This window comes from Chromobacterium sp. Beijing (assembly GCF_021496765.1).
Classification (GTDB): domain Bacteria; phylum Pseudomonadota; class Gammaproteobacteria; order Burkholderiales; family Chromobacteriaceae; genus Chromobacterium.
Genome location: NZ_CP053750.1, coordinates 4176704 through 4203606, shown reverse-complemented (window position 1 = coordinate 4203606; position 26903 = coordinate 4176704). Strand labels below are relative to the sequence as shown.

General features: G+C 64.6%; 31 protein-coding genes. 13 read left to right on the top strand and 18 right to left on the bottom strand.

Annotated features, from left to right (window positions below; all coding sequences use genetic code 11):
- Positions 1–124 precede the first annotated feature (124 nt).
- The 9 genes from HQN78_RS19505 to HQN78_RS19465 form a co-directional block, all read right to left on the bottom strand.
- Entirely contained in the window at positions 125–1546 is a 1422-nt protein-coding gene (locus HQN78_RS19505) for a phage tail sheath C-terminal domain-containing protein (protein WP_235085674.1), read from the bottom strand.
- 75 nt (positions 1547–1621) lie between these two features.
- Complete coding sequence (locus HQN78_RS19500; protein ID WP_107801254.1) at positions 1622–2320, bottom strand: DUF1834 family protein; 699 nt, start codon at positions 2318–2320, stop codon at positions 1622–1624.
- A 116-nt stretch (positions 2321–2436) separates the two neighbouring features.
- Positions 2437–3081, bottom strand: coding sequence for a phage tail protein (locus HQN78_RS19495; protein ID WP_235085672.1), 645 nt, complete (start codon positions 3079–3081; stop codon positions 2437–2439).
- An 81-nt stretch (positions 3082–3162) separates the two neighbouring features.
- Positions 3163–3378, bottom strand: coding sequence for a hypothetical protein (locus HQN78_RS19490; RefSeq protein WP_019102036.1), 216 nt, complete (start codon positions 3376–3378; stop codon positions 3163–3165).
- 14 nt (positions 3379–3392) lie between these two features.
- Complete coding sequence (locus tag HQN78_RS19485) at positions 3393–3590, bottom strand: TraR/DksA family transcriptional regulator (protein ID WP_043589247.1); 198 nt, start codon at positions 3588–3590, stop codon at positions 3393–3395.
- Entirely contained in the window at positions 3587–4165 is a 579-nt protein-coding gene (locus tag HQN78_RS19480) for a hypothetical protein (RefSeq protein ID WP_235085670.1), read from the bottom strand. Before HQN78_RS19480 ends, HQN78_RS19485 begins: the two co-directional genes overlap by 4 nt.
- Positions 4165–4389, bottom strand: coding sequence for a hypothetical protein (locus HQN78_RS19475; RefSeq protein WP_227105798.1), 225 nt, complete (start codon positions 4387–4389; stop codon positions 4165–4167). Before HQN78_RS19475 ends, HQN78_RS19480 begins: the two co-directional genes overlap by 1 nt.
- The gene (locus HQN78_RS19470; protein ID WP_107801257.1) at positions 4386–4808 is read right to left on the bottom strand and encodes a M15 family metallopeptidase; all 423 of its coding nucleotides are present in this window, start codon (positions 4806–4808) and stop codon (positions 4386–4388) included. Before HQN78_RS19470 ends, HQN78_RS19475 begins: the two co-directional genes overlap by 4 nt.
- Positions 4809–4958: 150 nt before the next feature.
- A complete protein-coding gene (locus HQN78_RS19465; protein WP_048415913.1) occupies positions 4959–5372 on the bottom strand; it encodes a Mor transcription activator family protein in 414 nt (137 codons plus the stop codon).
- 328 nt (positions 5373–5700) lie between these two features.
- Here HQN78_RS19465 and HQN78_RS19460 point away from each other — a divergent pair, with 328 nt between their 5' ends.
- Both HQN78_RS19460 and HQN78_RS19455 read left to right on the top strand, forming a co-directional pair.
- A complete protein-coding gene (locus tag HQN78_RS19460; RefSeq protein ID WP_158274387.1) occupies positions 5701–6420 on the top strand; it encodes a helix-turn-helix transcriptional regulator in 720 nt (239 codons plus the stop codon).
- Between the two features lie 61 nt (positions 6421–6481).
- Complete coding sequence (locus HQN78_RS19455; RefSeq protein ID WP_235085668.1) at positions 6482–7066, top strand: SIS domain-containing protein; 585 nt, start codon at positions 6482–6484, stop codon at positions 7064–7066.
- 146 nt (positions 7067–7212) lie between these two features.
- Here the strand turns inward: HQN78_RS19455 and HQN78_RS19450 are convergent, their stop codons facing one another.
- The gene (locus tag HQN78_RS19450) at positions 7213–8148 is read right to left on the bottom strand and encodes an alpha/beta hydrolase (RefSeq protein ID WP_235085665.1); all 936 of its coding nucleotides are present in this window, start codon (positions 8146–8148) and stop codon (positions 7213–7215) included.
- 324 nt (positions 8149–8472) lie between these two features.
- Positions 8473–9348: an HD domain-containing phosphohydrolase gene (locus HQN78_RS19445; protein WP_235085663.1), complete on the bottom strand. Its 876-nt coding sequence runs from the start codon at positions 9346–9348 to the stop codon at positions 8473–8475.
- Between the two features lie 283 nt (positions 9349–9631).
- On the opposite strand from HQN78_RS19445, the gene HQN78_RS19440 reads away from it, so the two are divergent.
- From HQN78_RS19440 to HQN78_RS19420, 5 genes are all read left to right on the top strand, one after another.
- The gene (locus tag HQN78_RS19440) at positions 9632–10990 is read left to right on the top strand and encodes an SGNH/GDSL hydrolase family protein (RefSeq protein ID WP_235085661.1); all 1359 of its coding nucleotides are present in this window, start codon (positions 9632–9634) and stop codon (positions 10988–10990) included.
- A gap of 247 nt (positions 10991–11237) precedes the next feature.
- A complete protein-coding gene (locus HQN78_RS19435) occupies positions 11238–12251 on the top strand; it encodes a class I SAM-dependent rRNA methyltransferase (RefSeq protein WP_235085658.1) in 1014 nt (337 codons plus the stop codon).
- A 261-nt stretch (positions 12252–12512) separates the two neighbouring features.
- A complete protein-coding gene (locus HQN78_RS19430; protein ID WP_235085656.1) occupies positions 12513–13847 on the top strand; it encodes an SGNH/GDSL hydrolase family protein in 1335 nt (444 codons plus the stop codon).
- A 72-nt stretch (positions 13848–13919) separates the two neighbouring features.
- Entirely contained in the window at positions 13920–14111 is a 192-nt protein-coding gene (locus tag HQN78_RS19425; protein WP_235085652.1) for a Lar family restriction alleviation protein, read from the top strand.
- Between the two features lie 9 nt (positions 14112–14120).
- On the top strand, positions 14121–14468 hold the full coding sequence (locus HQN78_RS19420; protein ID WP_107801265.1) for a DMT family protein: 348 nt from the start codon (positions 14121–14123) through the stop codon (positions 14466–14468).
- A gap of 6 nt (positions 14469–14474) precedes the next feature.
- Here the strand turns inward: HQN78_RS19420 and HQN78_RS19415 are convergent, their stop codons facing one another.
- Positions 14475–15260: an inositol monophosphatase family protein gene (locus tag HQN78_RS19415; protein ID WP_197081382.1), complete on the bottom strand. Its 786-nt coding sequence runs from the start codon at positions 15258–15260 to the stop codon at positions 14475–14477.
- Positions 15261–15356: 96 nt separating this feature from the next.
- On the opposite strand from HQN78_RS19415, the gene HQN78_RS19410 reads away from it, so the two are divergent.
- A complete protein-coding gene (locus tag HQN78_RS19410; RefSeq protein ID WP_235085650.1) occupies positions 15357–16115 on the top strand; it encodes a 16S rRNA (uracil(1498)-N(3))-methyltransferase in 759 nt (252 codons plus the stop codon).
- Here the strand turns inward: HQN78_RS19410 and HQN78_RS19405 are convergent.
- A complete protein-coding gene (locus tag HQN78_RS19405) occupies positions 16110–17324 on the bottom strand; it encodes an HD-GYP domain-containing protein (protein ID WP_107801266.1) in 1215 nt (404 codons plus the stop codon). The genes HQN78_RS19410 and HQN78_RS19405 overlap by 6 nt on opposite strands.
- Before the next feature lie 493 nt (positions 17325–17817).
- Between HQN78_RS19405 and HQN78_RS19400 the strand changes: the two genes are divergently transcribed.
- From HQN78_RS19400 to pyrI, 4 genes are all read left to right on the top strand, one after another.
- Positions 17818–19893, top strand: a complete 2076-nt coding sequence (locus tag HQN78_RS19400; protein ID WP_235085648.1) for a methyl-accepting chemotaxis protein — start codon at positions 17818–17820, stop codon at positions 19891–19893.
- A 28-nt stretch (positions 19894–19921) separates the two neighbouring features.
- On the top strand, positions 19922–20536 hold the full coding sequence (locus tag HQN78_RS19395) for a LysE family transporter (protein WP_235085645.1): 615 nt from the start codon (positions 19922–19924) through the stop codon (positions 20534–20536).
- Between the two features lie 308 nt (positions 20537–20844).
- A complete protein-coding gene (gene pyrB, locus HQN78_RS19390; RefSeq protein WP_227105817.1) occupies positions 20845–21765 on the top strand; it encodes an aspartate carbamoyltransferase in 921 nt (306 codons plus the stop codon).
- 20 nt (positions 21766–21785) lie between these two features.
- The gene (pyrI, locus tag HQN78_RS19385) at positions 21786–22244 is read left to right on the top strand and encodes an aspartate carbamoyltransferase regulatory subunit (protein ID WP_107801270.1); all 459 of its coding nucleotides are present in this window, start codon (positions 21786–21788) and stop codon (positions 22242–22244) included.
- A gap of 105 nt (positions 22245–22349) precedes the next feature.
- Here the strand turns inward: pyrI and HQN78_RS19380 are convergent, their stop codons facing one another.
- The 3 genes from HQN78_RS19380 to HQN78_RS19370 all read right to left on the bottom strand — a co-directional run bounded on the left by HQN78_RS19380 (position 22350) and on the right by HQN78_RS19370 (position 24866).
- Positions 22350–22868 carry a GNAT family N-acetyltransferase gene (locus HQN78_RS19380; protein WP_107801271.1) on the bottom strand — a complete coding sequence of 173 codons (519 nt, stop codon included), beginning with the start codon at positions 22866–22868 and terminating at the stop codon, positions 22350–22352.
- A 239-nt stretch (positions 22869–23107) separates the two neighbouring features.
- Positions 23108–23974, bottom strand: coding sequence for an NYN domain-containing protein (locus HQN78_RS19375; RefSeq protein ID WP_235085643.1), 867 nt, complete (start codon positions 23972–23974; stop codon positions 23108–23110).
- 88 nt (positions 23975–24062) lie between these two features.
- Positions 24063–24866, bottom strand: a complete 804-nt coding sequence (locus HQN78_RS19370; protein ID WP_235085640.1) for an ABC transporter substrate-binding protein — start codon at positions 24864–24866, stop codon at positions 24063–24065.
- Between the two features lie 112 nt (positions 24867–24978).
- Between HQN78_RS19370 and HQN78_RS19365 the strand changes: the two genes are divergently transcribed.
- A complete protein-coding gene (locus tag HQN78_RS19365; protein WP_107801274.1) occupies positions 24979–25203 on the top strand; it encodes a hypothetical protein in 225 nt (74 codons plus the stop codon).
- Between the two features lie 89 nt (positions 25204–25292).
- Here the strand turns inward: HQN78_RS19365 and HQN78_RS19360 are convergent, their stop codons facing one another.
- Together HQN78_RS19360 and HQN78_RS19355 are read right to left on the bottom strand one after the other, a co-directional pair.
- Positions 25293–25835 (bottom strand): DUF2059 domain-containing protein, encoded by a 543-nt coding sequence (locus tag HQN78_RS19360; RefSeq protein ID WP_107801275.1) that lies wholly within the window; start codon positions 25833–25835, stop codon positions 25293–25295.
- Between the two features lie 113 nt (positions 25836–25948).
- Complete coding sequence (locus HQN78_RS19355) at positions 25949–26899, bottom strand: substrate-binding domain-containing protein (RefSeq protein WP_235085637.1); 951 nt, start codon at positions 26897–26899, stop codon at positions 25949–25951.
- Between the last annotated feature and the right edge of the window lie 4 nt (positions 26900–26903).

Here is a 26903-nt window from a genome sequence, read left to right as displayed (position 1 = left end):
GCCCGGCCGGTTTGACGGCGGGCCGCCGGATCAAGCGTTAACGGGGAAAAACTAGGTCCACCCGGGTAAGCGCGCAGGGGCAAGACGGCGCGCCGCGGCACCCCGCGTGTTTACCCAGCGCCGCTTACAGCAGCAGATCGATGCGGCCGGCGAACACGTGCAGACCGTTGACCACGTCCACCGGGATCTTGGCGTCCAGACGGTTCACGTCTTGCGCGTCGCGCTCAACGATCAGGCCGTCCTTGTTGGCCTCCACCGCCTCGATGATTTCCAGCTCTTCCAGCTTGTAGAGCACGTCCAGCAGCTCGGAGCGGACCTTGGACGGGGTGCGATCGGACAGCTTTTCGCGCGGGAAGCGCAGCGCCACGCGCTCGCGGCATGCGCGGCGCACGTAGTCCAGAGTGCGGATGGTGGTCAGATCCAGCAGCGACACGTCATCCACGCCCTGCGCGTCCTTGGTGTAGGTGCTGATGGAGCGCACGATCTGCACGCGTTCGCCCGGGCCCACTTCCAGCGGGGTCACGCCGTTGTAGAGGGCGTTTTCCTGCTCGGTGCGGCTGGTGCGGGCGGCCAGTTCCACCACGTCCAGGCCTTTGAGCTCCAGGGTGTTGAGCGGACGGGCCGGATCTTCCTCGCTGGCGATCACCGCGGCGTAAGCGGCGGCCAGTTCGCCCGGCAGCTTGGCGGAGCCGCGATACCAGGCGGCGCTGACGCGGCCGCTGGCCAGTTTGGAGGCGACGGCGCTGACTTCCGACAGCGCGCCGACGGCGCCGACCACGCCAATGGCGCCGCGTTGCTCCATCGGACCGGACACGAAGTCCAGATGGGTGCGCAGCGCGGTGAAGGCGGTGTCGTTGTTGAAGGGGTTGACCACGATGTGGTGGCCGCCGCTGACCACGGCCGCCAGCGCCGGAGCGATGTCCGGATCGGCGGCGCCGCCCTTCATCGCGCCCACGGTGATGCCGAGGCCGGCGATCTGTTCCTGCGCTTTCAAGGCGACGGCGTTGCCGGCCGCGCCCTTGTGGCGAGCGGTCAGGGTCAGCACTTCCTTGGCCGCGACGGCGGTCACCGGCAGATCCGCCAGCTTGTCGACGGCGGCCTTGGCGGCGGCGGCGATCTTGGCGGCGTCGTCGCCGGCGGCCACGGCCACGTCGATGCGGCGGCCGCCGATGAACAGGCTGGCCACGCCGGCGCCGGTGGCCGGGCCGGTGAAGGTGAAGGTGCCGACGGCGGCGGCGGCGCTGTCCGCGTCGTCAACCGCGATCACGCTGAGTTGCAGATAGGGGTTGGCGTTGATGGCGGCGCGGGCCAACAGATGAGCGTAGGAGCCGCGGCCGAAAGCCTGAGCGGCCTGCTCGTCGCTGAACACATCCAGCGCGGCCAGAGCCGGCTGAGCGGAGTCGGCGAAACGCTGGCCGATCACCAGCACGCGCTGCGGATTGCCCGGCAGGGTGCGCACCGCCAGCTTGGTGTTGAACTCGAAGTATTTGCCCGGCTTGCGGATGGACGCCGGAATCTGGTCGAAGCTGATGTTGGGGCTGGCCATAAAGTATGGGCTCCTGATTGATGCGGTTGGGGGAAAGTCGCCGCGCCGGACAGCGCGGCGGGATACTGCGAAAAATCAAACGGCGGGCGGCTTGGGCTGCAGCACGACATCCTGGGCCTTGACGGCCGTTTTGCCGTCCAGGCTGTAGTCCAGCCGGGTGCTGCGCCATTCGGCGGCGGGGCCTTCCAGCCTGCCGCCGAAGCGGGCGAACAGCTGGTCCGGATCCGTCTCGCCTTGCGGCGACGGCCAGTGGCCGTTGTCCAGCGCCTCGTCCAGCCAGTGGGTGGCGAAATCGCAAGCCACCAGGCTCCAAGGCTCGCCGTCCCGCTGCGCCTGAGCCAGCGGTCGCACTTGCTCGGGAATCAGCGGCGACACCGCCAGGCCGAAATCCTGGGCCGCCAGCAAGCGACGCACCGCGTAAACCAGCTGCCAGACGCCGGCGCCGGCGTAGCCGCGATCCGCCTGCAGGCGGTCGCCGACGATGACGGTGAAGCGGGCCTGCGCCTTGTAGCGCTGGCGTTGGCTGGCCGAAGGCTGGCAGGCGATAACGCCGCCGGCCACGGTCCACAACGCCGGCAAGCGCGCCAGCGCCTGCGGATTCAGACCCGGGCTGCCCGCCGCCGGCGTCAGCCGGCTTTGGTAACGGCCTTGCGCCAGATCCAGCCCGCAGAGGCCGGTTTCGTCCAAATCGGCCGCCACTTCGCGCACCATGCGGCCCAGGCCTTGGCGCAGGCGGTCGGCGATGGCGTCTTGCAGTTGGATCAGCTGGGACATGATTTCCTCAATGATTCAGCGGTTTATCGATACGGCTATTGTCTCGCGCCCGCGGTTTTGGGCTTAGCTGAGCGATGTCAGTGGGGGCTTGCAGCCGCGGGCGCGGCCGAGGTGGATCAGGCCTTGATGCAGGCCAGCAGGGCGAGGTTGCGAGGACGGGCGGTGCCGACCGAACTGAGGTAGTTGCTCAGCGCGCCCTTGACGCCGGTCACGTAGTGCATTTCCAGACCGGGGTAGCCGGCCAGGTCCGGAACGTCCGCGCCGAAGGCCGCGGTGCCGGCTGCAGCCTGACCGGTGCCGACATTGGTGCTGATGTTGTACAGCTCGTTGTCGCTGAAATACTCGTTGGCGGCGACCAGCGTGCCCTTCTGCGCGCTGCCGTTCTTGCGCGCCGGATCGACACCGCGGCCGTCGTCCCAGCCACGGATGAATTCGCCGCGCAGGTCAGGGACATTGAACATGGCTTCGTCGCTGTTCTTCGCATCGCGGAAGCTGTCGCCGATCACGCTGAACAAGACGGGATACGCGCTTTTGGCATAGGCCTTGCCATCTGCCTTCAACCAGCCTTCCGGGGCTTTCTCCGCGGCAAAATGCATGACAGCGCCGCTGGGCACGCCTTGTCCCTTGCCTGCCTCTTGGCCGCAACAAGTCGCGTTCATCTGGAACTGCGCGCCCTTGCCATCCGCAGCCATTGCAGCGTCTTCATGGCCAATTAAATTGAACTGCAGCTGCGGCTTGATACAGATCGTCGTTTGCGACATCTGGATTCCTTTCACTAGGTTTGAGAAGGGGGAAATTCGACGCCGCGCCGGAGGCGGGCGGATGAAACGGCGTGCCGCCGCTCAGTGGATCAAGCGCTTGAGGAACTCGCCCAGCAGCGTCACCGCCAGCGCGGACACCGCGCCGGACAAGGCGCCGCTGCGCGCGGCCTGGACTTCGACGTCGCGCAGGCGGCTGTCCAGCTCTTCCAATTTTTTGTCTTGTTTGGCGAGGTGGGCCACGATCATGTCCAGCTTGCCTTCTATGCGGCCCAGGGCCATCAGATTGTCATGTTCCACGTGAAACCCGCCTTTCAGCCTTCGGCCAGTTGTTGGCAAATCACGCAGCGGGTGCAGCTGGGCATGATCGCCCGTCGCGCGGACGGAATGGGGTCGCCGCAATCCTCGCAGTGGCTGTAGCCTGTCTGGTCGAACTGCTGGTAATGGCGGGCAATCGCTTGCTCGCGGAACTCGGTTTCCAGCTCGCTGGCCCGATCGAAAAAGTCGCTCATGGTTGTGGTCCTTCGGAAGTAAACAGCCCGCCGAGCGCCGTCAGCCTTTGTTCCAGCTGCTGGCACCAGGCGCCGTAATCGGCGGCGTGGGCCAGGAGGTCTGCTGCCGGTAGCCCGGCGCCGGCGGAGGCGGCTTGATGGGGATTTGCAATAGATACGGAGTCGGTTGCGGGCACTGCGGCGGCGGCGTAGCCGAGGACTTGCCGGTAGAGGCGCAGGCCGTCAGGGCCAAGGCCGCCATAGCGGCCGCCATCCTGTTGCACGACATATTCGATCCTTTGTTTCTGGTCTCGCAGCCGCTGCTGCAGATCCTGTTGCTGACTCAACAAGCGCGCCTCCTGCCTGCCCAGCAGTTCGCGCAGACGTTGCTGCTGCTGCAAGGCCGCCTGCAGTTGCAATTGGGCGCGCTCCGCTTCCGCGGCCTGGCGGCCTTGATCCGCCGCCCGCTGTTCGGCCAAGCGCGCGCGCCAGTTCTCCGCGCCGTGTCGCAGCCCCAGCGGGTAGGCCAGGCCCGCCGCCAGCAAGGGCGGCAGCAGCCAGCCCCCCAATTTCAGCCATGCGAAGCCCGGCCCCATCAGCGCCCGCCTCGATCGCGCCAGGCGGCGATCAGCCGCAAGCCGGCGGAGTAGCCGCCGACGATGCCGAGATAAATCAGCCAGATATCCGCGCCCAGGGTGCCGCGCAGCCCTTCCACCACGAACAAGAGCGTGGCCGCCGCGCAGGCGATGTTCGCCCACAGCCGGGAATGGCTCAGCCGGCGGCCGCCGGGCCGGGTCAGCAAGTCGGACAGACGCATCATTTTTTCTCCTTGTCGAGGTCGGTCGGATTCAACTCAAAGTGGGGAAACTCGCGGAATGGCGCGTCCGGTCGGCCATACCAATTCAGGCCTAGCGCGGCGCCGATCTCGCCCATCAGCTGCCAGTGCGGATGGTGGGCGTCCCAGACCGGCTTGCCGCCGATCAGCGGCACCACGTCGAAGGCCCGCGCGGCCGGACTGCCGTGCAACATGGCGTTGTGCGCGGACTGGCCCGCGCGGGCGTTGGTGACCTTGAGACCGGGCCGGCTGCGGCCCTGCGCGTACAAGGCGTCCTGTTCCGCGCCGGAGCGCCAGGTGCAGGTGATCAAAGCCTCCACGCCGGCGTCGCGGCAGCGCCGCACAAAGGCCTCGGCCAGGGGTTGCAACTGCGGATGCAGGTCGGAAATAGCTCTGCTGGCCATGAAAACTCCTTGTTGTTGGCGAAACGTGGCTCATCGGCCGGCCGTAAGCCGGCCGCCTTGCGCGGCGCGCGCGCTGCCCTGCCAGGCAGAGGCGGAACCGGCTGGAAACAAACAGGAGAAATCGGAAGAGAGGAGAAGCGGAGTACAGCCTTAATGCAGATCTTGACTGGGCGTTTTCAGCACGCGCCACACCATGCGGTCGCTCAGTTGGAAGCGGATGGCCAGCACGCTGACCGCCTCGTTGGCGCCCAGGCCTTGGTCCAGCAGCTGATCGAAGTCGCTCAACAGCTGCTGATTGCGCGCCAGACGCAAGGCTTGGCTGCAACGCGGCACGTACAGGATGTCGCCGCCAAAATGATGGGTCAGACTGGCGGCGGCGTCCTCCCCTATCACCTCCACCAACGCGGCGAAGCGCAGCTGGCCCGCCTTGCTTTGGTTTTTGGAGATGGGCAAGGTGGTGCCGCCCAGCGCCTGCACCAGTTGCAAGGTGCGCGGCAGCCCGATCAGCTCAGCCACCAGGCGCATGGTTTCGGGCAGGGCCGGGGCAATATTGGCTACGGTCATCGCGGAAATCTCCTTGTGAGCACGGAACAAAGACGATAAGTTCTAAATAAGTTATAATTAATCAAGGCCATGTACGCCGTTCGCATTTAGAACTCGTGTTCTAAACGCTGGCAAGCCCATGAATTCTATTGAATTCGGCCTCCATAGCATCTTCTTCTACGGGGGATGGCTGTGGGCATATTTGTTTTGAACTTTACCCAGGTGCATGAGTGCTATTTTAGTTCAAAACATAAAACTGATCAATTAGTACGATGTCACTACCTGTCCTTTTGTACAGGGCATTTGACCGGGCCGTGGCGCCGGCCTCGCACGCCAAATGGAGTTCTATATGGAAAAAAACTTGGAACAGAGTGACTTCAAGCAACGGCTGGAGTCGTTGATAGGCGCGGAGAAGCCCTACGCCTGGGCCACTCGCATTGGAATCAACAAAGGCTCGTTCACCAATATGTGGTATCACGGCGGCGTGCCGCGCGCGGCCACCGCCAGCAAGATCGCGGAGGCCAGCGGTTGCAGGCTGGAATGGCTATTGCACGGCAGCGGCCCGCAGTACGACGCGGCGCCGCCGGTAGGCGCCTCGATTAGACTAGAACGCGATTCGGACTGTTTTGTACCCGACAACGTCCATGATGAGTTCTGTTTCATCCCGCGCTATAACCTGAAGGCTTCGGCCGGCTTTGGTTCCAATGCCAGCGAAGAGGCGCCGATGTTCTATATGGCCTTCCGCAAATACTGGATCAAGAACCATCTGAACGCCTCCGCCCGGGACTTGGCGGTGATCAGCGTCAAGGGCGACAGCATGAGCGGCGTGCTGGAGGATCGCGACACCATCCTGGTCAACACCGCCGAGCACTCCCCCGGCGAGGGCTTGTACGTAATCCGCATGGGCGAGGACATCTTCGTCAAGCAGTTGCAGCGTTTGCCCGGCGGCGCGGTGCAGGTGCGCAGCGCCAATCCCTTGTACGAGACCTTCACCGTGGACCTGCAACGCAATACCGGCGAGTTCGAGGTCATCGGCCGCGTGGTCTGGTTTGGCCGCCAGATCGGCTGACCCGGACCCGACGCGGGTGTAAACTGCTGTTTTGCCGCACCGCATGAAACGAGACACCACCATGATTCAACACATCGAAGCCAGCCTGAGCGAGGCGCAAACCGCCTTGGCCAATCTGCTGGCCAACCCGGAAGCGCTGGCCAGCATCGACGCGGCGGCGCAAACCCTGATCGCCAGCCTGACGGCCGGCGGACGCATCTTTTCCTGCGGCAATGGCGGTTCGATGTGCGACGCCATGCATTTCGCCGAGGAACTGACCGGCCGCTATCGCAAGAACCGCCGCGGCATGGCCGCGGTCGCCATTTCCGACCCCAGCCACATGACTTGCGTGGCCAACGACTACGGCTACGAGTTCGTGTTTTCGCGCTATCTGGAAAGCCACGCCCGCGCCGGCGACGTGCTGATCGGCATCAGCACCAGCGGCAACAGCCAGACCATCGTCAACGCCGCGGAGGTGGCCCGCGACATGGGCGTCAAGGTCATCATCCTCACCGGCCGCGCCGGCACGCGGCTGGAGCCGCTGGCCGACGTCTACGTCAACACGCCCGGCGGTCAGTTCGCGGACCGGGTGCAGGAACTGCACATCAAGGTGCTGCACATCCTGATTGAATTGGTGGAACGCCACTTCTGCCCGGAAAACTATTGAGTTTCCCTTTCGTCACGCTTGCCATTGTGCGGAAGACGCGCGCCGCGCCCTATGCGACGCCTGTCAGTACAACGGCATGACGGCGCCGCGTAAAAAACCGCCGCCCGGTCAACCCGGCGGCGGTTTTGCTTTCCGGCTGCGCGGCGCTAGCGGTTGAGGAAAGCGCCGATGCGCTGATACACCGCGCGGCATGCCTCGGGCACGATGGCCTCCAGATTGAGAAAGGCGTGCACCATGCCGTCCAGGTGCATGTGCTCCGCCTCCACCTCCGCCGCGCGCAGCTTGTCCGCGTAAAGAAACGCCTCGTCGCGCAGCGGATCGAAACCGGCCGACACCAGCAGGGTCGGCGGCAGTTTGCGGCTGAAGCCGCCATGCAGCGGCGAAGCCTGCAGCCGGTTTTCGGCATGCTGGAAGTAATTGTCGAAATACCAGGCCACCCGCGCCTTGGTCAGCAAATAGCCCTCGCCGTTCTCGTCCACCGAGGGCTGGCTCAAAGTGTAGTCGACGCTGGGATAGATCAGCACCTGACGCTTGATCCGCAAGGAGGCGTCGTACTGGCCCAGGCCGCTGAGGCTGGAGGTCAGCGCGCCGCCGGCGGAATCTCCGGCCAGCGACAGCTGACGCACATAGGGCAGCTGGCGCGCGTCCAGCGCCTGCCACAAGCCCTTGGCCACGACGGCGGCGTCCTGCAGGCCCGCCGGATACGGGCTTTCCGGCGCCAGCCGGTAGTCGGCGGCCACCACCACGTGCTGGCTGGCGGCGGCCAAGCGCCGGCAGATCGGGTCGTAAACGCTGACGCTGCCCACCATGTGTCCGCCGCCGTGGAAAAACGCCAGCACCGGCAGCGCGCGCTTCGGGTCCGGGTGGTAGATGCGCACCGGCACGGTGAAGTCGCGGCCCGGCACCAGATCGTCGTTGACCCAGGCGATGTCCGGCCCCGGCGTCACCATCTGCCGGGTCAGATTGGCCAGCGCTTCGCGCGCGCCGATCGACGTCGCCTTATAGCCTTTGGCCACCAGTTCGGCCAGTTCGCGGTTGTATTCCTCCAGCCAGACGGCCAGAGCGGGATCGAGCTGATGCATGCGAGCTCCTATCGGCCCAGCGTGAAGGACGGCGCTCGGGCGCAAGCGGGAAGAGGGGAAGCCGGACGCGAAACGCGCTGGCAGGCTATTCCGTCTACGGATTTAGCCAGCTTATACCATTGGTATTACAGCGCAAGCCCGCCGCGCGCGCCTGGCATGCCCGCCCCCTTAGAACTTGTTCAAAGCCTGCTGCGCGTCGTGGACGCGTTACACGGTGTGCACACCTTCGAAATGCTCATGCAGCACGAGCACATTCCGCTTCCTCGGCTGTTTTCGCCTGGTCTCGCCCTTGCTCGCGAGATTTTGAACAGGCTCTTTAGGCGCTCAGCCAAACAGCCGTTCCAGCAGGCTGGGTTTGCGCGTTTGCAACAACTGCTCGGCGCCCAAGAGCAAATCGTCTATCAGCCCCGGGTCGGCGCGCGGTTGCCGCGCCTGCGCCGGATTGGAGCGGCCGGACGGCGCCAGCTCCAGGTTCGGCCCGCGCCGCGTCAGCCTATAGCCGCCGGCGCAGCTGGGACAGAAAATTTCCTCGCCGTCGGCCATGCCGCGCGGCACGGCGATGATGGGGCCGCAGCCCTGGCAGCTTTGCAAGGGAATGCCCGGTTCGCTGTGGCCGATGATGTGATCGAAACGGCCGGCCTCGCCCAGCTGGATGAAGCGCTCACCCAGTTCGCGGTCGAACTGGCTGCCCAGGTTCTCCCGGATGATGGCCAAGGCGCGCTCCTTGGGCATGCCCCTCCGGTACGGCCGGGTACTGGTCATCGCGTCGAAGGCGTCCGCGATGCCGACGATGCGCGCCGCCAGCGGTATCTCCTTGTCCCTCAGCCCCTGCGGATAGCCGCGGCCGTCCGGCGTTTCGTGATGGCGCAGCACCGCGTCCAGCGCCAGTTCCGCCAAGGGATGATCGCTCAACAAATCCGCGCCCACCTGCGGATGGGTCTTGATCACCTCGTATTCGGCGTCGCTGAGCTTGTCCGGCTTGTTCAGCACCGCGTCCGGCACGCCCACCTTGCCCAGATCGTGCAGGAAGCCGCCCAGCGCGATGCGTTCCACCTCGGACTGCGGCAGGCCCAGATGATCGGCCAAGGCGTAGCACAGCCGCGACACCCGCCATAAATGCCCGCCGGTGTAAGCGTCGCGCGCCTCCACCATCATCGCCATCGTATACAGCGTTTTCAGCAGCTCCCGCGCTTGTCGCATCTCTATCCCCGCATGCCGATGAGGCCCGGCCGCGAGAGCGATATCTGCAAGCGCTCCGGCGGCGACTCAGGCCGAATGATTTCAATATGGCATATCAATGCGGCTTTGCTGCGCTGGCAGCAATACGACAGTCAAACGCCCGGAAATAGAGCAATCATTCCATTCGCATGAAATTTTCATTTTTCTTGGCTAGCCTAGGCGGCACGCGGATTGCGCGCCGCCCGCGGCGCCGGTCCATGCGTTTTCGCCGTCGCCTGACGGCGTTCCACACGAGGAGACAACAATGAAATCGCTGCTATTGCTGGGCCTTGCCCTGGGCCCCTTGGCCCATGCCGCCGCCGCCGAACCGATTCAACCCGATCCGCGCTACAGCCATGTGCTGTCCTCGTCCGGCCCGCTCAGCCGCGAACAGCTGCTGAAGACGGCTCCGCCGGCGCCGATGAGCCGCGCCGCGCGCGGCGACGCCAATATCGAGCTGATGTCGGTGCCCGGCCCGGCCACCTACACCTATTTGCGCTGCTATTACCGCACCGGCAGCGACGCCGCCAAGCCCACCACCGACTACGTGTGGGGGCTGGACCCCAGCAGCGGCGATTACTACCGCTTGAACGGCTACTGGTGGTCCAGCAGCGCGCTGGACTGGAAAAACATGTATTACACCGACGTGGCGCAGAGCACGCTGCAATCGGTCTGCCGCAACACCTTGCAGAAAAAAGGCATTCAGCAGAACCCGGCGATGGTGTTCGCCGCCGACAACCAGCTGTCCTTCAACTACACCGTGTGGACCAACGGCAAGGCCGGCCAGGGCGCCGCCGTCAACAAGATCGTCGCCTTCGGCGACAGCCTGTCCGACAACCAGAACGTCTACAACGCCTCGATGTGGACGCTGCCCAACCGCAACAGCTGGTTCCTAGGCCACTTCAGCAATGGCCAGGTGTGGGTGGAATACCTGGCCGGCCGCCTGCAGCTGCCGGTGTACAACTGGGCGATAGGCGGCGCCGGCGTGGACACGCAAAAACTGGTGATTCCCGGCGTGCAGCAGCAGGTGCAGTCGTGGAAGGATTACATGAAGCAGGCCCGCGACTACGATCCGGCCACCACCTTGTTCACCATGCTGATCGGCGGCAACGATTTCGTGAACTACAACAACTCGGTGGACAAGGTGATAGGCGGCCAGAGCCAGGCGCTGACCAGCCTGATCGACGCCGGCGCGCGCAACATCCTAGTGCTCAATCTGCCCGACGTGTCGCGGGCGCCGGTGTTCCAGTTCAAATCCGGCGCGGCCCAGGTGGCCGTCCAGGTGCGCGACTACAACCAGCGTCTGAACGCCCTGGCCGACCAGCTGCGCCTCAAGTACGGCAGCGGCCTGAATCTGCGCGTGTTCGACAGCTACGCGCTGTTCAACAAGGTGCTGAACAACCCCTCCGCCTACCAGTTCAACAACACCACCCAGTCCTGCCTCAACATCAACGCGGACTCCAGCACCAACTATCTGAGTTCGCAGAGCCCGCGCGCCAACTGCGTCAATCCGGACAGCTTCGTGTTCTGGGACACCCTGCACCCCACCACCCGCACGCATAAAGTGCTAGCGGACGAGGTGTACGCCTTCCTGAACGGCTCCGCCGCCCTGGCCCGCCGCTGAGCCGCCGCGCATTCTCCAACAGGCCGCCGCAGGCCGCCTGAGCCCGCGCGGAGAGGACGAGGCCCGGCTTTGCCGGGCCTTTGGGCGACACGCGGATGCGCTTGGTCCGCCCCTGGCCTATTGTTTTGCAAAGGGTTTTCCCGACACGCATTTGAGCGCGGCTGCGGCAAAGCATACAATGAAGGATTTTCCGGCGCGCCCGCCTCCGCGCAGCGAGCCGGCCCGGAACCGCAAGCGAAGGCCCCCGATGTCCTCCCTGACCCCATTGCTGCACAGCGCCGAAGCGGCGCGCGCAGAACTGATCGCCCGGCTGCAAGCCGAAGACACCAATTGTTACCGCCTGTTTCACGGCAGCGTGGAAGGCATGCCCGGCCTGACCGTGGACCGCTACGGCGAGCAGCTGCTGGCGCAAAGCTTTCACCAGCCGCTGAGCGACGACGAGCTGGCGGAAATCCGCGCCCATTACCAGGCCAGCCACCCCGGCCTGCCGCTGATGTACAACGACCGCAGCGCCGGCAATTCGCGCATCGGCAACCCGCTGAGCCTGGAACAGCAGGCCGAGGCCGAAGCCGACCACACCATTCGCGAGCTGGGCGTCAACTACCACTACCGCGCGCGCCACAAGGGCCAGGACCCGTGGCTGTTTCTGGACCTGCGCGCCGCGCGCCGCCATGTGATGCAGCTGGCGGCCGGCAAGAGCGTGCTCAATCTGTTCGCCTACACGTGCGGCGTCGGCGTGGCCGCGGCCAAGGCCGGCGCCAGCTTCGTGATGAACGTCGACTTCGCCGAATCCAGCCTCAGCATCGGCCGCGCCAACGCCAAGCTCAATCTGCTGGCCACCCGCCCGCGCTGCGTGCAGAGCGATGTGTTCGCCGCCCTCCGCCAGCTGTCCGGCATCGGCCAGCCGGAACGCGTGCGCGGCAAGAAAATGCCGCCCTTCCCCAAGCTGGAAGCGCGCCAGTTCGACCTGGTGTTCCTGGACCCGCCGCGCTACTCCAAGAGCCCCTTCGGCGTGGTGGACCTGATCAACGACTACCAGGCGCTGTTCAAGCCGGCGCTGCTGGCCACCGCGCCCGGCGGCACGCTGATCTGCTGCAACAACGTCGCGCAAGTGGACGGCGACGCCTGGCTGGAAGCGCTCCAGCGCAGCGCGGCCAAGGCCGGCCGCGAAGTGCGCGCGGCGGAATGGATAAGCCCGGACGCGGACTTCCCCAGCCCGGACGGCAAACATCCCTTGAAGATTGTCGCGCTCAGCGTCTGATCTGTGCTCTTGACGGCTTGAGGCTACGCCCCAGTTGCCGCAACCAGATCCAATCTGGCTAAACGCCCGCCTTGCGCGGGCGTTTTTGCATGAAAAACCACACCGTTTGAACCATATGGCATTTTTACGGATGATTTAAAATTACCGTTTATTTTCACCTGTAAATACTTAAAGATCCCGGTACGGCATCACGCCGCTACAGCCGCGCTAGACGGCATACAACAGACAGCTTGACTCAAATCACGTATCGGGAAAGTCTCTATGAAACCTCAACTGCTACGCGGCCTGCTGGCCGCGGCCGGCCTGTTCGCCGCCAGCCAGGTTCACGCCCAGCTGGACCCGCAACTGGACTATCTGTCCCCGGGCGGCCCGCTCAGCGAAGCCCAGGTCAAGGCCGCGGCGGCCAAACCGGCCGTGGCGATGGGAGCCGCCACCTACACCTATCTGCGCTGCTATTACCGGCTGGACATGAGCCCCGGCAAGCCGCAAACCAATTACCACTGGGCGCTGGATCCCAGCAGCGGCGATTACTACCGCGTCAACGGCTACTGGTGGTCCGGCAGCATCGTCGCGCTGAAGAATATGTTCTACAGCGACGTGGCCCAGGACACCCTGGCCGCCGTCTGCCAGAAGACGCTGGCGGCCAAGGGCCTCAGCCGTCCGGTGGCACTGTACGCCGCCGCCAACAACCAGATGTCCTACAACCACACCATCTGGAGCCAGGACAGCGCCAGCCAGCCGGCCGGCGTCAACAAGCTGATCGTGTTCGGCGACAGCCTGTCCGACACTCAGAACATGTACGGCGCCTCGCAATGGCGGCTGCCCAACGCCAAGAGCTGGTTCATCGGCCGCTTCAGCAACGACCGGGTCTGGGTGGAATATCTGGCCGAACAGCTGAAGCTGCCGATCTACAACTGGGCGATAGGCGGCTCCGCCGGCGATCAGCACCTGGTGGTGCCGGGCTTGCTGCAGCAGGTGGAATCATGGTCGCAATACATGCAGAAAGCCGCCAATTACCGGCCGGAAAACACCCTGTTCACCATGCTGATAGGCGGCAACGACTTGCTCAACTACGGTCGCACCGTGGACCAGGTGATAAGCGATCAGGGCAAGGCGCTGGAACGCATCATCGCCGCCGGCGCGCGTCACATCGTGGTGCTGAACCTGCCCAACCTGGCCCGCACCCCGGCGGCCCAGGCCAGCGGCAAGGCCGCCGCGCTGGCGCCGCAAGTGCGCGACTACAACGCCAAGCTGGCGCTGCTAATCACGCAATTGCAGCAGAAGTACGGCAGCACGCTGAAGCTGAATCTGTTCGACAGCAACACCTTGTTCGACGACCTGCTCGACCATCCGGCCAAGTACCAGGTCAGCAACGCCACCCAGTCCTGCCTGGACATCGCCGGCAACGCCAGCCTGCCCTATATCTGGGAGCAGAAGCCGCGCGCGGAATGCGGCAATCCGGACGCCTTCGTGTTCTGGGACGTGCTGCACCCCACCACCCACACGCATAAGCTGTTGGGCGGCTACGTAGCCAACTTCGTCAAGGCCGCGGATCCGGCGGTCTCCGCCGCGGCGGCGCTGAAGGCGCGCCGCTAAGCGCTGACCCCAAGCCGCCGCCATGGCGCGGCGGCTTGGGGTAAGATGCCGGTTTCAGCCGGACTTTCCGCCATGAGCCAGACACCGCAAACCGCCCTCAGACCCTGCCCCAAATGCGGCGCGCCCGCCTTGCTGGTCAAGGCCGGCTCCCGCCGCCTCTGGGTGCAATGCAGCCGCTATCCGGACAACGGCAATTGCAGCGCCATCGGCGCCCAGGCCGACAACAAGAAAGAAGCCGTCGCCAACTGGAACGCCGGCCGCTGAGCGCGCACCATGAATCTCTCGCCCTATCTGCTGACGCCGCTGCTGCTGGTGTTGTCCAATGTGTTCATGACCTTCGCCTGGTACGCCCACCTGAAGGACATGTCGTCCAAACCCTGGTGGCTGGCCGCGCTGGCCAGCTGGGGCATCGCCTTGTTCGAGTATTTGCTGCAGGTGCCGGCCAACCGCGTCGGCTACGGCGCGATGACGCTGTCGCAGCTGAAGATCATTCAGGAAGTGATATCGCTGTCGGTATTCATACCGTTCGCGGTGTTCTACATGAACCAGCCCTTCCGCTGGGACTATGTCTGGGCCGGGCTGTGTCTGGTGGGCGCGGTCTACTTCATGTTCCGCGGCTGAAGCCGGCTACTGGTTGGCGCGCACCCAGCGATGCCATTGGGAGAACAACTCCGGATTGAGCGCGGCGATGGCGGAACGCTTCCAGATCACATCGCTCCAGTAATCGTCGCTGTTGAGGCTGGCGATCTGGCCGCCGGCCTCTTCCAGGATCACCGCGCCGGCGGCGTAATCCCACAGCCGCTGGCCGCCATGAAGATACAGATCGTAGCGGCCGGCCGCCAGATAACACCAATCCAGCGTGCTGGAACCCAGATTGCGCAGGCTGCCGCAGGGGCAGGTGCTGCCGATGCGCGCGGCCAGCTTGCCGGAGCGCAGGTATTTGACCTCCACGCTGGCGATGGCGTCGCACATGGTGTTGACCACGGTTTTCAGCGGCAGGCGCTGACCGTTCAGATAAGCGCCCTCGCCGCGGCTGGCGTAGAACATTTCCTGGGACACGGGGTTGTAGATCACGCCCAGCCGGCTCTTGCCACCCACCATCAGGCCGACTGAGATAGCGAAATACGGCAGGCCGTTGACGAAGTTGGTGGTGCCGTCTATCGGGTCCACCACCCACAAACCGTCCTGATTTTCCGCCCACAGCCGGTCCTGCTCGGCCAATTCCATCTCCTCGCCCAGCACCGGATGCGGCAGGATGCGGGGCAAGGCGGCCTGCAAAGCCTGCTGGCAAGCCATATCGGCCTCGGTGAACAGCGTGCCGTCGTCCTTGCGGCTTTTGCCCACTCGCAAAAAGCGCGGCATCACCTCGTCGCGCGCCACTTCCCTGAGCACCTGCATCACCTGTTCCAGCACCTGCATTCGTTTTCCCCCAAGGCCGCTGCAATCTATTTGCTGCAATCGCAGCAAACAAAGCAAAATACCGGTATCAACAGCGACTTTCAATACGTCATGCCCAGGTTTTACATTGACGCCGACCTCAGCGTCGGCCAAACGCTGGCCCTGCCGGACACCGTGGTGCGCCATGTCCAGGTGTTGCGGCTAGGCGCCGGCGACGCCGTCACCTTGTTCAACGGCCGCGGCGGCGAGTACGCCGCCACGCTGGACGCGGTGATGAAGCGCGACGCGCATTGCCTCATCGAAGGCTTCGACGACGTTTCACGTGAAACGCCGATCTGGCTGGGCCTGGCCCAAGCCATTTCCGGCGGTGACAAAATGGAGTTCACCCTGCAAAAAGGCGTGGAAATGGGCATATCCGCGTTCCAGCCCATCGCCGCGGAGCGCTCCATCGTCAAGTTGTCCGGCGAGCGCGCCGACAAGCGCGTGGCCCGCTGGCAGGAGATCGTGATTTCCGCCTGCGAACAAAGCGGCCGCAACGCCATTCCTCAAGTATTGCCCATCCTGTCGCTGGAGCAATGGCTGAAACAGGCTCCGGACGCCGACGCGCGGCTGATTCTGTCTCCGGCCGGCACCCGGCGCCTGGCCGACATCGCCGCCGCGCCGGCACGCGCCTGGCTGATGGCCGGCCCGGAAGGCGGTTACTCCGCGCGCGAAGAAGCCGCGGCGCTAAGCGCCGGCTGGACGCCGCTGAAACTGGGTCCGCGCATCCTGCGCACCGAAACCGCGGCGCTGGCCGCGGTGGCGGCGATACAGACCGTGTGGGGGATTACCGCTAGCCCGAGCGGCGCGGGGCGCTCGGCCCCGCTATAGGAAACGCAGCGGATCTATCTTCCACTTGTCCGGCGACTCATGCTTGACGATGCGGTCGCCGCCGCCGAAACCCATGCCGCGCGACAGGTCCACCAGCTCCGGAGGGATGTAGACATTGCTCTTGGTGCTGAAAAACACCTTCACCTTGGGCGAGATCAGATTGCTCTCGTTCTGCTCCACCACCACGCCCAGCCGGCCGCTCTCCAGCCGCACCAGGGTGCCGATAGGATAAATGCCTATGCTGCGCATAAAGGCCTGCACCAGCTGCGGATTGAAGTGGAACTTCGACCACTCGTAGATCTTGCGCAAGGCGTCGGTGGGCGCCATGCCCTTGTGATAGCAGCGGTCCGAGGTCAGCGCGTCGTAGACGTCGACGATGGCCGCCATCTGCCCCAGTTGTGAAATCTCCTCGCCCTTGAGCCCGGCCGGATAGCCGCTGCCGTCGTGGCGCTCATGGTGCTGGGCCGCCACCAGCACCGCGGTTTCGGAAATGCCGGTGGTTTGCAGCAGGATCTGCTTGCTCTCCACCACATGGCACTTCATCACCGAGAACTCCTGCTCGGTCAATTTGCCCGGCTTGTTGAGGATGCGGTCCGGAATCTTCATCTTGCCGATATCGTGCAGCATGCCGCCGATGCCGGCGTGATGAATCACCTCCTTGCTCATCCCCATCGCGTTGCAGAAGCTGACCATCAAGGCGCCGACGCTGACCGAATGCTGGAAGGTGTAATTGTCCTTGTCCTTGATCCGGCACAGCGACAGCAGCGCGCCGCCGTTGCGCAGGATGGACGAGGTCATCTTGCTCACCGAGGGCTCCACCATTTCCAGCTCCACCTGCTTGCCCAGGCGCACGTCCTTGAGAATGCCCTGGATGATCTGGTTGGCTTCGCTGTGGATCAGCTGGGCGCGGCCGAACTCGGCGCCGGCCTCCACCTGCCGCTCCAAAATGGTTTCGCTGCTGCCGAACTCGCGGATCTGCTCCTCCAGCAGCTTCTTCACCTCGGTGGCGGTCGGCGCGGAAGGCAGATCCAAGCCCTTGCGCGTGTCGATGTACACCTCGTGAATGCCGGAGTCGGCAATCTTGTGGATCTCTTCCTCGTGCTTGATCAAAAAACGCTTAAGCAAAAAGGGGTGCGACATCCAATCGCAGTTCAGATCGTGGATGTACATGCCCACCTTGAGATCGGCCACTTCTATGCACTTGATCATTCTGTGCTCTTTATCCCGCCGCGCGCCTGTGCCGCCGGCCGCGCGCATGCGTCTCCGCCATCCTGTCACCCAGACCCCGCCGGCCGATGTCGCCGGCGAAAATGGACCGGCCCGCCCCTTGCCGCCCGGGCGCGCCTTCTTTCAGCATCAACTCCACTATCGGCATTTGCAAGGTATTCCATTAGCCCGTCGGTCAGGCAAGCGGCTTCGCATGACGTGCGAATTCACCGTCAAACTCGCGCAAAGCCTGCTAGATAACGCAGCGCGCCGCCGCTTGTCACGCGGCTGTAAATATTGCCGCCGCGTCCGCTGTGGCGCGCTCCCCACGTTCGGCCGCTTCGCAGCCCGCTTTTAGCGCGTCGGCATGGACCGGTGCGTGGCTCTGGCTTTAATGTCTATAAATAAGGGCAAGACGCCGGGCTTCGCCTCCGCTCGCGCGCGGCCGCGGCAGACCGCCATAGAACAAGCTTCGCAAGGTATTGGGGAAAGAAGAATGGAACAGCAGAAATGGGGCCGCCTGAGCACCCGCATCATTCTGGTGGCCGCGGCCGCCATCGCCGTCGGCTTCGCCGTCATGATCGGCCTGATCGCCTGGCAGAGCTATAGCTCGGCGGTGGACCAGGGCTACAAACTGGCCTCGGAACAGGCCAGCAGCTACGCCAAGGACGCGGAAAGCGACTTCGCCCGCAACTTCACCCTGCCGCGCCATCTGGCCGACGCGGTGCAGGGCATACAGCGCGTCGCGCACCCGGACCGCAAGCACACCGACAACACCATCCAGCAGATGCTGGACAACGCGCCGCAATCCGTGGGCCTGTGGATGCTGTGGGAGCCCAACGCCTTCGACGGCAACGACAACGGCTTCCGCATGGACTGGCCGCGCCACGACCCCACCGGCCGCTATCAGCCCTATGTCACCAAGAACGACAAGGGCAAGGCGCAGATGGACGTGATGATGTCGGCGGACCGGGTCAAGGAATTCCCCAAGTTCAAGGAGCATCCGGAAAGCTATCAGCCGGACTACGAAAAACCGGGCTGGGGCGATTTCTACTACGTGCCCAAGCAACGCGGCCGCGACACCATCACCGAGCCCTACCCCTACGAGGTGCAGAACCGCAAGATCCTGGAAAGCTCGCTGGCCGTGGTGATCAAGGACGCCGCCGGCAAGATGCTGGGCGTGTCCGCCACCGACATCGCGCTGGACGATCTGCAAAAAAAATTCGGCCAGATCCGGCTGTATGAAACCGGCTACGTCAGCATGCTGTCAGAAAGCGGCCTCTACGTGGTGAACCCGGAAGCCGGCCTGCTGGGCAAACCCGCGCCCAAGGACAGCCCGCTGACGCCCTATCTGGCCAAGATCAAGCAAGGCGAGGACTTCGTCTACGAGGCCGGCGGCTTCACCCACTTCTTCCACCCGGTCAAAGTGGCCAATACCGGCCAGTTCTGGACGCTGGGCGTCAGCATTCCCACCGCCGCCATCACCGCCGACGCGCGCAGGCAAAGCCTGACCGCGGTGCTGATCGGCGCGGTGGCGCTGGCGCTGATCCTGCTGGTGCTGGCCGGCGTGGTGCGCGCGCTGACCCGGCCGCTGAATCATCTGGCCGCCACCATGGAACAGCTGGCGTCCGGCAAGGGCGATCTGACCATACGCATCCCGATCCGCAACCGCGACGAAATCGGCCGCACCGCCGACGCCTTCAACCGCTTCATCGCCAGCCTGCGCGACATGTTCGTGGAAGTGCGCGAACAAAGCCTGGCGGTCACCGCGGCGGCGGTGTCCCTGCAGGAGTCCGCGCGCCAAGTGGAAAGCGCCTCCGCCTCGCAATCGGACGCCGCCAGCGCCACCGCCGCCGGCGTGGAGGAAGTCACCGTCAGCGTGCAGCACATCGCCAACACCGCCCAACTGGCGGAGAGCACCGCGCGGGAAACCGGCAGCCTGACCGAGCAGAGCGTCGCCACCGTCAACCAGGTCACCGCCGAAATCCGCCGCATGACCGACAATATGCACGCGCTGGCGGAGCGGGTGAACGGCCTGGGCGCGCGTTCGGCCGAGGTCAGCACCATCGTCAACGTGATCAAGGACATCGCGGACCAGACCAATCTCTTGGCGCTGAATGCGGCGATCGAAGCGGCGCGCGCCGGGGAAATGGGCCGCGGCTTCGCCGTGGTGGCGGACGAGGTGCGCAATCTGGCCGGCCGCACCGCCGAGGCCACGGTGGAGATCAGCCGCATCGTCAACGCCATCGGCCAGGAAACCCGCGACGCGGTCAGCGATGTGCAAAAGAGCAGCCAGCTGGTGGGCAATAGCGTGGCCATCGCCGAAGACGCCAATCAGGCGATGCAGACCGTGCTGGACCGCAGCCACGGCCTGGTGGGCAGCATCGTCGACATCGCCTCCTCCACCCGCGAGCAATCCGCCGCCAGCCTGGAGATCGCCCAGAACGTGGAGCGCATCAGCAGCATGGCGCAGAGCAATAGCGACGTGGTGCGCCAGGTGGCCGCCTCGGTCGGCCATCTGCGCGAATTGTCGGCGCGGCTGGAGGCGCTGGTGGGCGATTTCCGCACTTGAACCGCCGGACCACGAAAGGGAAATCCTGATGACGGCAATCGACTGGTGGCCGTTTGTCGCCGCCTCGCTGCTGCTGGTGGTGACGCCGGGCGCCGGCACCCTGTCCATCCTCGGCGCGCTGAGCGGCGGCGGGCTGCGCGCCGGCTACGCGGCCCAGGCCGGCCTGCTGGCCGGCGACCTGATCCTGATCGCGCTGGCCGGCGGCGGCGTGGCGGCGCTGCTGGCCGCCCACCCCGGCTGGTTCGAACTGTTGCGCTACGCCGGCGCGCTTTATCTGGCCTGGCTGGGCGCCAAGCTGCTGTTCCGCCGCAACGGCGGAGCCGCGGCCGTGACCGCGACGGATCAACGCAGCCCCGGCGCCTGCTTCCGCCGCTCGCTATTGATCACCCTGGCCAACCCCAAGGCCATCCTGTTCTTCATGGCCTTCTTCCCGCAATTCCTGGACGCCGGCCGCGCCGGCCCGGCCGGCTTCGCACAGCTGGCCGCGGTGTTCTGCCTGATCAATATGCTCTACCTGGCGCTGCTGGTGTGGCTGGCCGGCCATCTGCGCCGCCGCGCGTTCGCCCCCGGCGGCCGCCTGCTGCTCAACCGCCTGCTAGGCGTCTGCTTTCTGGGCCTGGGGATCAAATACGCGCTGCGCTGAGGATCTGTTCATAGTCTGCTGCGCGCGCGGAAGTGTCCCTTTTCTGCCATCAATTTCGATAAATGCGACACGGGTCTTACCGCCGATCCAGAATTGGGATTACAATCCCGCAATTTTGTTCGGACCACAGGCAATGAACCACGCAACGACGCTTCCCGCACGACGCACCGCCCGCCACGGCGGCGATCTGGCGTTGGCGCGAGGCCTTGCCGTTCCCGGACCCCGACGCAGTAATAAAACAAGCTCCTGATGCCAGGGGCTTTTTTTTTACCCGCGACTCATAAAGCCAATATTGAAAGGACGCGACCATGGCCAACCCCCTCTACCGCAAACACATCATTTCCATACCGGACTTCAGCCGCGAGGAACTGGAGCTGGTGGTGGCCACGGCAGCCCGCCTGAAACAACAGCCGCGCAACGACCTGCTGAAGGACAAGCTGGTGGGCAGCTGTTTCTTCGAACCGTCCACCCGCACCCGGCTGTCCTTCGAGACCGCGGTGCAACGGCTGGGCGGCAGCGTCATCGGCTTCGCCGACGGCGGCAACACCAGCGCCAAAAAGGGCGAAACCCTGGCGGATTCGATCAAGATCATCGCGTCCTACACCGATGCGGTGGTGATGCGCCATCCCAAGGAAGGCGCGGCGCGGCTGGCCAGCGAATTCTCCGCCGTGCCCATCATCAACGGCGGCGACGGCTCCAACCAGCACCCGACCCAAACCCTGCTGGACCTGTTCACCATCCGCGAAACCCAGGGCACGCTGGAAAACCTCACCGTCGCCTTCGTCGGCGACCTCAAATACGGCCGCACCGTGCATTCGTTGACCCAGGCGCTGTCGCTGTTCGGCGCGCGCTTCTACTTCGTGTCGCCGGAGCAGTTGGCGATGCCGGACTACATCTGCGAAGAGCTGGACGAAAAAGGCATTCAGTACACCGTGGTCGGCAGCCTAGACGACGTGATCCCGCAAGTGGACGTGCTGTACATGACCCGGGTGCAGCGCGAGCGCTTCGACGAGGCCGAGTTCAAGAAAATCCAGGGCAAGTTCGTGCTGCGCGCCGACATGCTGCACAGCGCCCGCACCAATATGAAGATTCTGCACCCGCTGCCGCGCGTCGACGAGATCGAAACCAGCGTGGACGCCACGCCGCACGCTTATTACTTCGAACAGGCCAAGAACGGGGTCTACGCGCGCCAGGCGCTGCTGTCGCTGGTGTTGAACGAGACCGTCTGATTCAGGAAAAGGAAACCATCATGCAATACACCCGCACCGTAGAAGCGCTGAAACAAGGCACCGTCATCGACCACATCCCGGCCGGCCAGGGCCTGATCATCCTGCGCCTGTTCAAGCTCAGCGAAACCGGCGAGCGCGTCACCGTGGGCCTGAACCTGTCCAGCCGCCACATGGGCGCCAAGGACATCATCAAGGTGGAGAACATCGCGCTGTCGGAAGAGCAGGCCAACGAGCTGGCGCTGTTCGCGCCGCAGGCCACCGTCAACGTGATCGACAATTTCGAAGTGGTGAAGAAACACAAGCTGGCGCTGCCGGACACCATCGAAGGCATCTTCTCCTGCCCCAACTCCAATTGCGTCTCGCACAATGAGCCGGTAACCAGCTTTTTCTACGTCAAACCCCAGGCGCGCGACACAAAAATGAAATGCAAGTATTGCGAAAAGGTGTTCAGTAGGGATATCGTTGCAGAGGTGCGCTAAGTCGTACAAGGGTGAATAGAGAAATATCAAGAAAACACTGCGTTCGACAGTGGTAAAAAGCACGAGCAAGCGCCGCAGTCATCTGCGGCGCTTCTCATTTCAGGCTCAGGACGCCGCCGGACCCTCGCTGGCGCCGTCGATGAAGCGCTGCAAGAACACCAGGTCCAGCCAGCGGCCGAACTTGAATCCCACCTGCGGCAGCATGCCCACCTGCTGGAAACCCAATTTTTCATGGAAGCGGATAGAACCCGCGTTGGCGGCGTCCACCGCGCCCACCATGGTGTGTTTGCCCAGCGCCTTGGCGCGCGGGAACAGCGCTTGCACCAAGGCGGTGCCTATGCCCTTGCCGCGCGCGTCGGCGGACAGATGCACGCTGTGTTCCACGGTGAAGCGGTAGCCCGGCTTGACGCGGAAATCGCCAAAGCTGGAAAAGCCCAGGATCTTGCCGTTTTCCTCGGCCAACAGCACCGGATAACCGGCGGCGGTGCGGTCCTGGAACCAGACGGCGAACTCGCCAGCGGACAGCGGATCGTCGTTGTAGATGGCGGTGGTGGTGGCGATGACCTCGTTGTAGATATCGAGTATCGCCGCCAGGTCTTCCAGCGTGGCGTCGCGAATAATCATGTTCTGTCCCTTGCTGATGTGGCTTGTTGTTTGGATCGCGGGCACGGACGCCGACGCGGATCCTTAGAACCTATTTACGATCTGCTACGCGTCGGCGATACCGCGTTGAAACCAACTTCGAAATGCTCATGTACCACCTGTACATTCCGCTTTCTCAGCTGTTTTCGCCTTGTCTCGCCTTAGCTCGCGAGATCGTAAACACGTTCTTTAGGAATGCAAACAGTGTACCAGCAGCCGGTTCAGCCGGCAGCAGCCGGCTTTTTGCGCGGGCTGCGCTTCTTGCGCACCGGCGTCTCCGGCGTCGGCTCCGCCGCGGGCGGCGTTATCACGGGCGCCGCGAGTACGGATTCCCCGTCCTGTTTGAGCCGGATCTCGCAATGCAGTTTGGAGCCGTTGCGACTTTCCTGCACCGTCAGGAAGTCCAGCTTTTTCACCATCTGCGACAGCCGGGAATGACCGTAAACCCGCGGGTCGAACGAGGGGTCGTTCTTGGCCAGATAAGTGCCCACCACCGACAGCTCGGCCCAGCCGCTGTCGCGCGACACCGCCTCGATCGCATTGGTGAACATGTCCTGCAGCGGATGGCGCTCCTTCTCCGGCTGCGGTTTGGCGCGGCTGCGCGCGCTGCGCGTCTTGGGCTTGTCGGCCGCGCTCTTGGCCGCCGCCGGCTCCGGCCGCAGAATCTCGGTGAACACGAATTTGTCGCAGGCGGCGATGAAGGGCCGCGGCGTCTTGGACTGTTCGCCCAGGCCGATCACCATCAGCCCGGATTCGCGCAGCCGGGTGGCCAGCCGAGTGAAATCGCTGTCGGAGGACACCAGGCAGAAGCCGTCGAAATTGCCGGTGTAGAGCAGGTCCATCGCGTCTATGATCAGCGCGGAGTCGGTGGAATTCTTGCCCTTGGTGTAGGCGAACTGCTGGATCGGCGAAATCGCGTACTGGTGCAGCACTTCCTTCCAGCCCTTCAGCTGGCTGGTGGTCCAGTCGCCGTAGGCGCGCTTGACCACGGCGGTGCCGTATTTGGCCACCTCGGCCAGCAACTCGGCGATCAGCGCCGACTGCGCGTTGTCCGCGTCGATCAATACCGCCAGTTTGCGGTTTTCCATGCTTGCTTTCCCTTAGGCAACCGAGCCATGCTAAAACCGGCCGTCGCGGCTGTCAAAACCGGCGGCCGGACGCGGCGATGAACCGCGGCTACGGCGGCGCGGCGCGCAGCGTCTGCTCCACAATGGCGGCAATCCGCCCCTCGCGCTTCATCTGCTCCAAGACGGCGTTCAACTGCCGGATGAAATCGTCCAGATAGGGAAAACGCTGCTGGCCGTGCTTGGTGAAACCGACATAGGCCTGCTCGCCGTTCAGGCTGGCCGCCGCCACCAGTTCGCCGCGCTGCTCCGGGCTGATCGCGCCGCGCCGCTGCAAGCGCTCCAGCACGTAGAGAATGGACAGTTTGTCGTTCAAATAACAGTCGGTGCGGCCATTGATCAGCTTCAGCAGATTGCCCTGGGTGTCCGGCGCCTCGTCCAGCTGGATGTCTCCGCGCTGCACCGCCAGCCAGAACGCCTTGCCGCCGGGACGGAAACCGGCGTTGTTGCCGAAGCGCAGGCCCACAAAGTCCGCCGGCCAGTGCGGACGCGGCGCGCGCATGATCTCCGCCCGGCAATACACCGCCAGCTGCTCCTGCCAGAACGGCGCCGAATATCCCATGTAGTCGCGCTCCGGCCGGTAATACGGCGGCGACAGCGCCGGCGCGCGGCCGGCTTCCAGCTCGGACAGGCCGCGCTTCCACGGCACCGGCCGCAGATCGATGCGATAGTCGCTCAAACGCTGCGAGGCCGCGCGCAGCACCTCGTTGTAAACGCCCTCCGCCCGGCCGTCCTTCTCGTAGGAATACGGCGGATAGCCGTTGTCGACCAAGACCACCACCTGGCGCGGCGGCGCGGCGGCGGCGCCCGCCGCCAGTCCGGCCAGCAACCATAACAACAAGCCCGATCTGATCATTTGAATGACATAATCCGTGTCGATAAACACGTTATAGCCGCTGCGCCGTCCAGGCGTTGGCACGAGTCTTGCAGCGTCGCAGGCATCGTCCACTCCTGCCGCGAGGCCCGCCATGAAACTGTTTTCGCGCCAAACGCCCGCCGCCGCCAGCGAGGTGGTGATGTTCAATTATCGCCGGCCGGTGCGCGCGCGCCAGGTGGCGCTGGGCGGCGGCGGCCGCCTGTGGCTGGTCGAGGCGCTGGACCCGACCCACAATGTCTGGGTATGGCAGGAAGAATCCAGCCAAGCGGAGGCCGCGGTGGACACCGCGCGCCGGCTCAGCCTGATGCTGAACTGAACCGGAATGGTGCGCCGCGGCACCAAGCTGGCGCGCGGACAAGCAAAAAGCCGCCCTTGGGCGGCTTGGATCGCGCTACGCGTCTTCGCTTATTTCTTGGCGACGCTCTTGCCGAAGCTTTCCGCGGCGGCGCGCATCTTGGGCAGCAGCACCGGCTCGGCGGCCTTCAGCGTATCGCCGGCGATGGTGTTGATGATCTGCGGCTGCTGCTTCAGCAGTTTCTGACCGGCGGCGGTCTTGTAGAACACGTTGATCTGCTTGAGTTCGTCGGCGCTGAACTGAGCGCTGTAGGCCTTGGCCACGGTCTGTTCGAACTGCTGCTTGGCCGCGCTGGAACCGAAGTAATCGCTGGCCAGCTTGTGCACGTTCTCGCCGTAGGTCTTGAAGCCTTCCTGCGCTTTTTTCTGCTGGGCTTCGCTCAGCTTGATCTTGTTCTTGACGAAGTATTCCTGCAGCAGCGGCATGGCGCTGGCGGTGGTGCGCTGCGCCAGCTCCGGCAGCATATTGTTCAGGTTCAGCGTGGCGGACAACTCTTTGACGGCGGCGTCCTGGGCGGCGTCGGCGTGCGCCAGCAGCGGCAAAGTCAGCGCCAGGGCGGCCAGGCCGGCTTTGAGCGGGCGTGATGCGAACATGTGGAATCCTTTGGCTTGAGTTGGAAACAGCTGGCGTCGGCCAGGCCGACGCGGAAACACCGGCAGTGTGACACCGCCGCCGCCGCAGGTCAAAAAAGACCGGGAACCGTCTCCTAGCGCGCCGCCGCGGGCGCCGGCGGCAGCTGACTCTGCCAACCCTGATAGGCGCCGATATTGGCGCGGGTGATCAGCTGCACCGGCACCGTCACCGTGCGCGGCTTGGCTTTGGGATTGTCCAGCAATTGACGGCCCAGCTTCACCGCCTCCACGCCGATGGCGTACGGGGCCTGGCTGGAGGACGCCACGATCTGGCTATCGCCGCGCAGCGCCTTCTCGATGTCCGGCGAACCGTCCACGCCGGCTATCATCACCTCCTTGCGCCCCGCCTCTCTCACCGCCTGCTCCGCCCCCAGCGCCTGGCGGTCGTTGCTGGCGAACACGCCGTTGATCTCCGGGTAGCGCCGCAGATGCCGCTCCATCAGCCGCTTGCCGCCCCAGCTGGACGCCAAGCCGCTCTCCTGATGGCTGAGCAGCCGGATCTTGGGGAAAGCGGCCAGACTGCGGCGACAGCCGGCCACCCGGTCCCAGACCGAAGACACCGGCGGACCGCTCTGAATCACCAGCGCGCCGCGGCCGCGCATCCGCTCCGCCAGATAACGGCAAGCCAGCGCGCCGGCCTGGACATTGTCCGATTTGACCGTGCCGTCGGCGCCGGGCGCGTCCACGTCCACCGCCACCACCCGCACCCCGGCCTGATGCGCCAGCCGCACCAGCGGCGCCACCGCCTTGCTGTCCGCGGCCACCAGCAGGATCAGCTCCACCTGCTGGCGCAGCAGCTGCCGCACTTGTTCCTCCTGCCGCTCCAGGCTGAAATTGGCGGACAGGGTGGTGACTTGCGCATTGGGATTGGCCGCGCGCGCCTCGTTCAGCGCGCCGCGCGCGACGATCTGGTAGAAAGGGTTGTCCAGCGCTCCCACGGAGATGCCGATGCGGCTCAAGGGCGCGGCGTAAACGGCTCCGGCCAGGGACAGCCAGCAACAGGCAAGGAATCGGCTCGATCTCATGGCC

Bases quoted from the DNA above. Each gene is read 5' to 3' on its own strand.
- HQN78_RS19505 (WP_235085674.1), bottom strand. From the start codon at position 1,546: ATGGCCAGCCCCAACATCAGCTTCGACCAGATTCCGGCGTCCATCCGC.
- HQN78_RS19500 (WP_107801254.1), bottom strand. From the start codon at position 2,320: ATGTCCCAGCTGATCCAACTGCAAGACGCCATCGCCGACCGCCTGCGC.
- HQN78_RS19495 (WP_235085672.1), bottom strand. From the start codon at position 3,081: ATGTCGCAAACGACGATCTGTATCAAGCCGCAGCTGCAGTTCAATTTA.
- HQN78_RS19485 (WP_043589247.1), bottom strand. From the start codon at position 3,590: ATGAGCGACTTTTTCGATCGGGCCAGCGAGCTGGAAACCGAGTTCCGC.
- HQN78_RS19480 (WP_235085670.1), bottom strand. From the start codon at position 4,165: ATGGGGCCGGGCTTCGCATGGCTGAAATTGGGGGGCTGGCTGCTGCCG.
- HQN78_RS19475 (WP_227105798.1), bottom strand. From the start codon at position 4,389: ATGATGCGTCTGTCCGACTTGCTGACCCGGCCCGGCGGCCGCCGGCTG.
- HQN78_RS19470 (WP_107801257.1), bottom strand. From the start codon at position 4,808: ATGGCCAGCAGAGCTATTTCCGACCTGCATCCGCAGTTGCAACCCCTG.
- HQN78_RS19465 (WP_048415913.1), bottom strand. From the start codon at position 5,372: ATGACCGTAGCCAATATTGCCCCGGCCCTGCCCGAAACCATGCGCCTG.
- HQN78_RS19460 (WP_158274387.1), top strand. From the start codon at position 5,701: ATGGAAAAAAACTTGGAACAGAGTGACTTCAAGCAACGGCTGGAGTCG.
- HQN78_RS19455 (WP_235085668.1), top strand. From the start codon at position 6,482: ATGATTCAACACATCGAAGCCAGCCTGAGCGAGGCGCAAACCGCCTTG.
- HQN78_RS19450 (WP_235085665.1), bottom strand. From the start codon at position 8,148: ATGCATCAGCTCGATCCCGCTCTGGCCGTCTGGCTGGAGGAATACAAC.
- HQN78_RS19445 (WP_235085663.1), bottom strand. From the start codon at position 9,348: ATGCGACAAGCGCGGGAGCTGCTGAAAACGCTGTATACGATGGCGATG.
- HQN78_RS19440 (WP_235085661.1), top strand. From the start codon at position 9,632: ATGAAATCGCTGCTATTGCTGGGCCTTGCCCTGGGCCCCTTGGCCCAT.
- HQN78_RS19435 (WP_235085658.1), top strand. From the start codon at position 11,238: ATGTCCTCCCTGACCCCATTGCTGCACAGCGCCGAAGCGGCGCGCGCA.
- HQN78_RS19430 (WP_235085656.1), top strand. From the start codon at position 12,513: ATGAAACCTCAACTGCTACGCGGCCTGCTGGCCGCGGCCGGCCTGTTC.
- HQN78_RS19425 (WP_235085652.1), top strand. From the start codon at position 13,920: ATGAGCCAGACACCGCAAACCGCCCTCAGACCCTGCCCCAAATGCGGC.
- HQN78_RS19420 (WP_107801265.1), top strand. From the start codon at position 14,121: ATGAATCTCTCGCCCTATCTGCTGACGCCGCTGCTGCTGGTGTTGTCC.
- HQN78_RS19410 (WP_235085650.1), top strand. From the start codon at position 15,357: ATGCCCAGGTTTTACATTGACGCCGACCTCAGCGTCGGCCAAACGCTG.
- HQN78_RS19405 (WP_107801266.1), bottom strand. From the start codon at position 17,324: ATGATCAAGTGCATAGAAGTGGCCGATCTCAAGGTGGGCATGTACATC.
- HQN78_RS19400 (WP_235085648.1), top strand. From the start codon at position 17,818: ATGGAACAGCAGAAATGGGGCCGCCTGAGCACCCGCATCATTCTGGTG.
- HQN78_RS19395 (WP_235085645.1), top strand. From the start codon at position 19,922: ATGACGGCAATCGACTGGTGGCCGTTTGTCGCCGCCTCGCTGCTGCTG.
- pyrB (WP_227105817.1), top strand. From the start codon at position 20,845: ATGGCCAACCCCCTCTACCGCAAACACATCATTTCCATACCGGACTTC.
- pyrI (WP_107801270.1), top strand. From the start codon at position 21,786: ATGCAATACACCCGCACCGTAGAAGCGCTGAAACAAGGCACCGTCATC.
- HQN78_RS19380 (WP_107801271.1), bottom strand. From the start codon at position 22,868: ATGATTATTCGCGACGCCACGCTGGAAGACCTGGCGGCGATACTCGAT.
- HQN78_RS19375 (WP_235085643.1), bottom strand. From the start codon at position 23,974: ATGGAAAACCGCAAACTGGCGGTATTGATCGACGCGGACAACGCGCAG.
- HQN78_RS19370 (WP_235085640.1), bottom strand. From the start codon at position 24,866: ATGATCAGATCGGGCTTGTTGTTATGGTTGCTGGCCGGACTGGCGGCG.
- HQN78_RS19365 (WP_107801274.1), top strand. From the start codon at position 24,979: ATGAAACTGTTTTCGCGCCAAACGCCCGCCGCCGCCAGCGAGGTGGTG.
- HQN78_RS19360 (WP_107801275.1), bottom strand. From the start codon at position 25,835: ATGTTCGCATCACGCCCGCTCAAAGCCGGCCTGGCCGCCCTGGCGCTG.
- HQN78_RS19355 (WP_235085637.1), bottom strand. From the start codon at position 26,899: ATGAGATCGAGCCGATTCCTTGCCTGTTGCTGGCTGTCCCTGGCCGGA.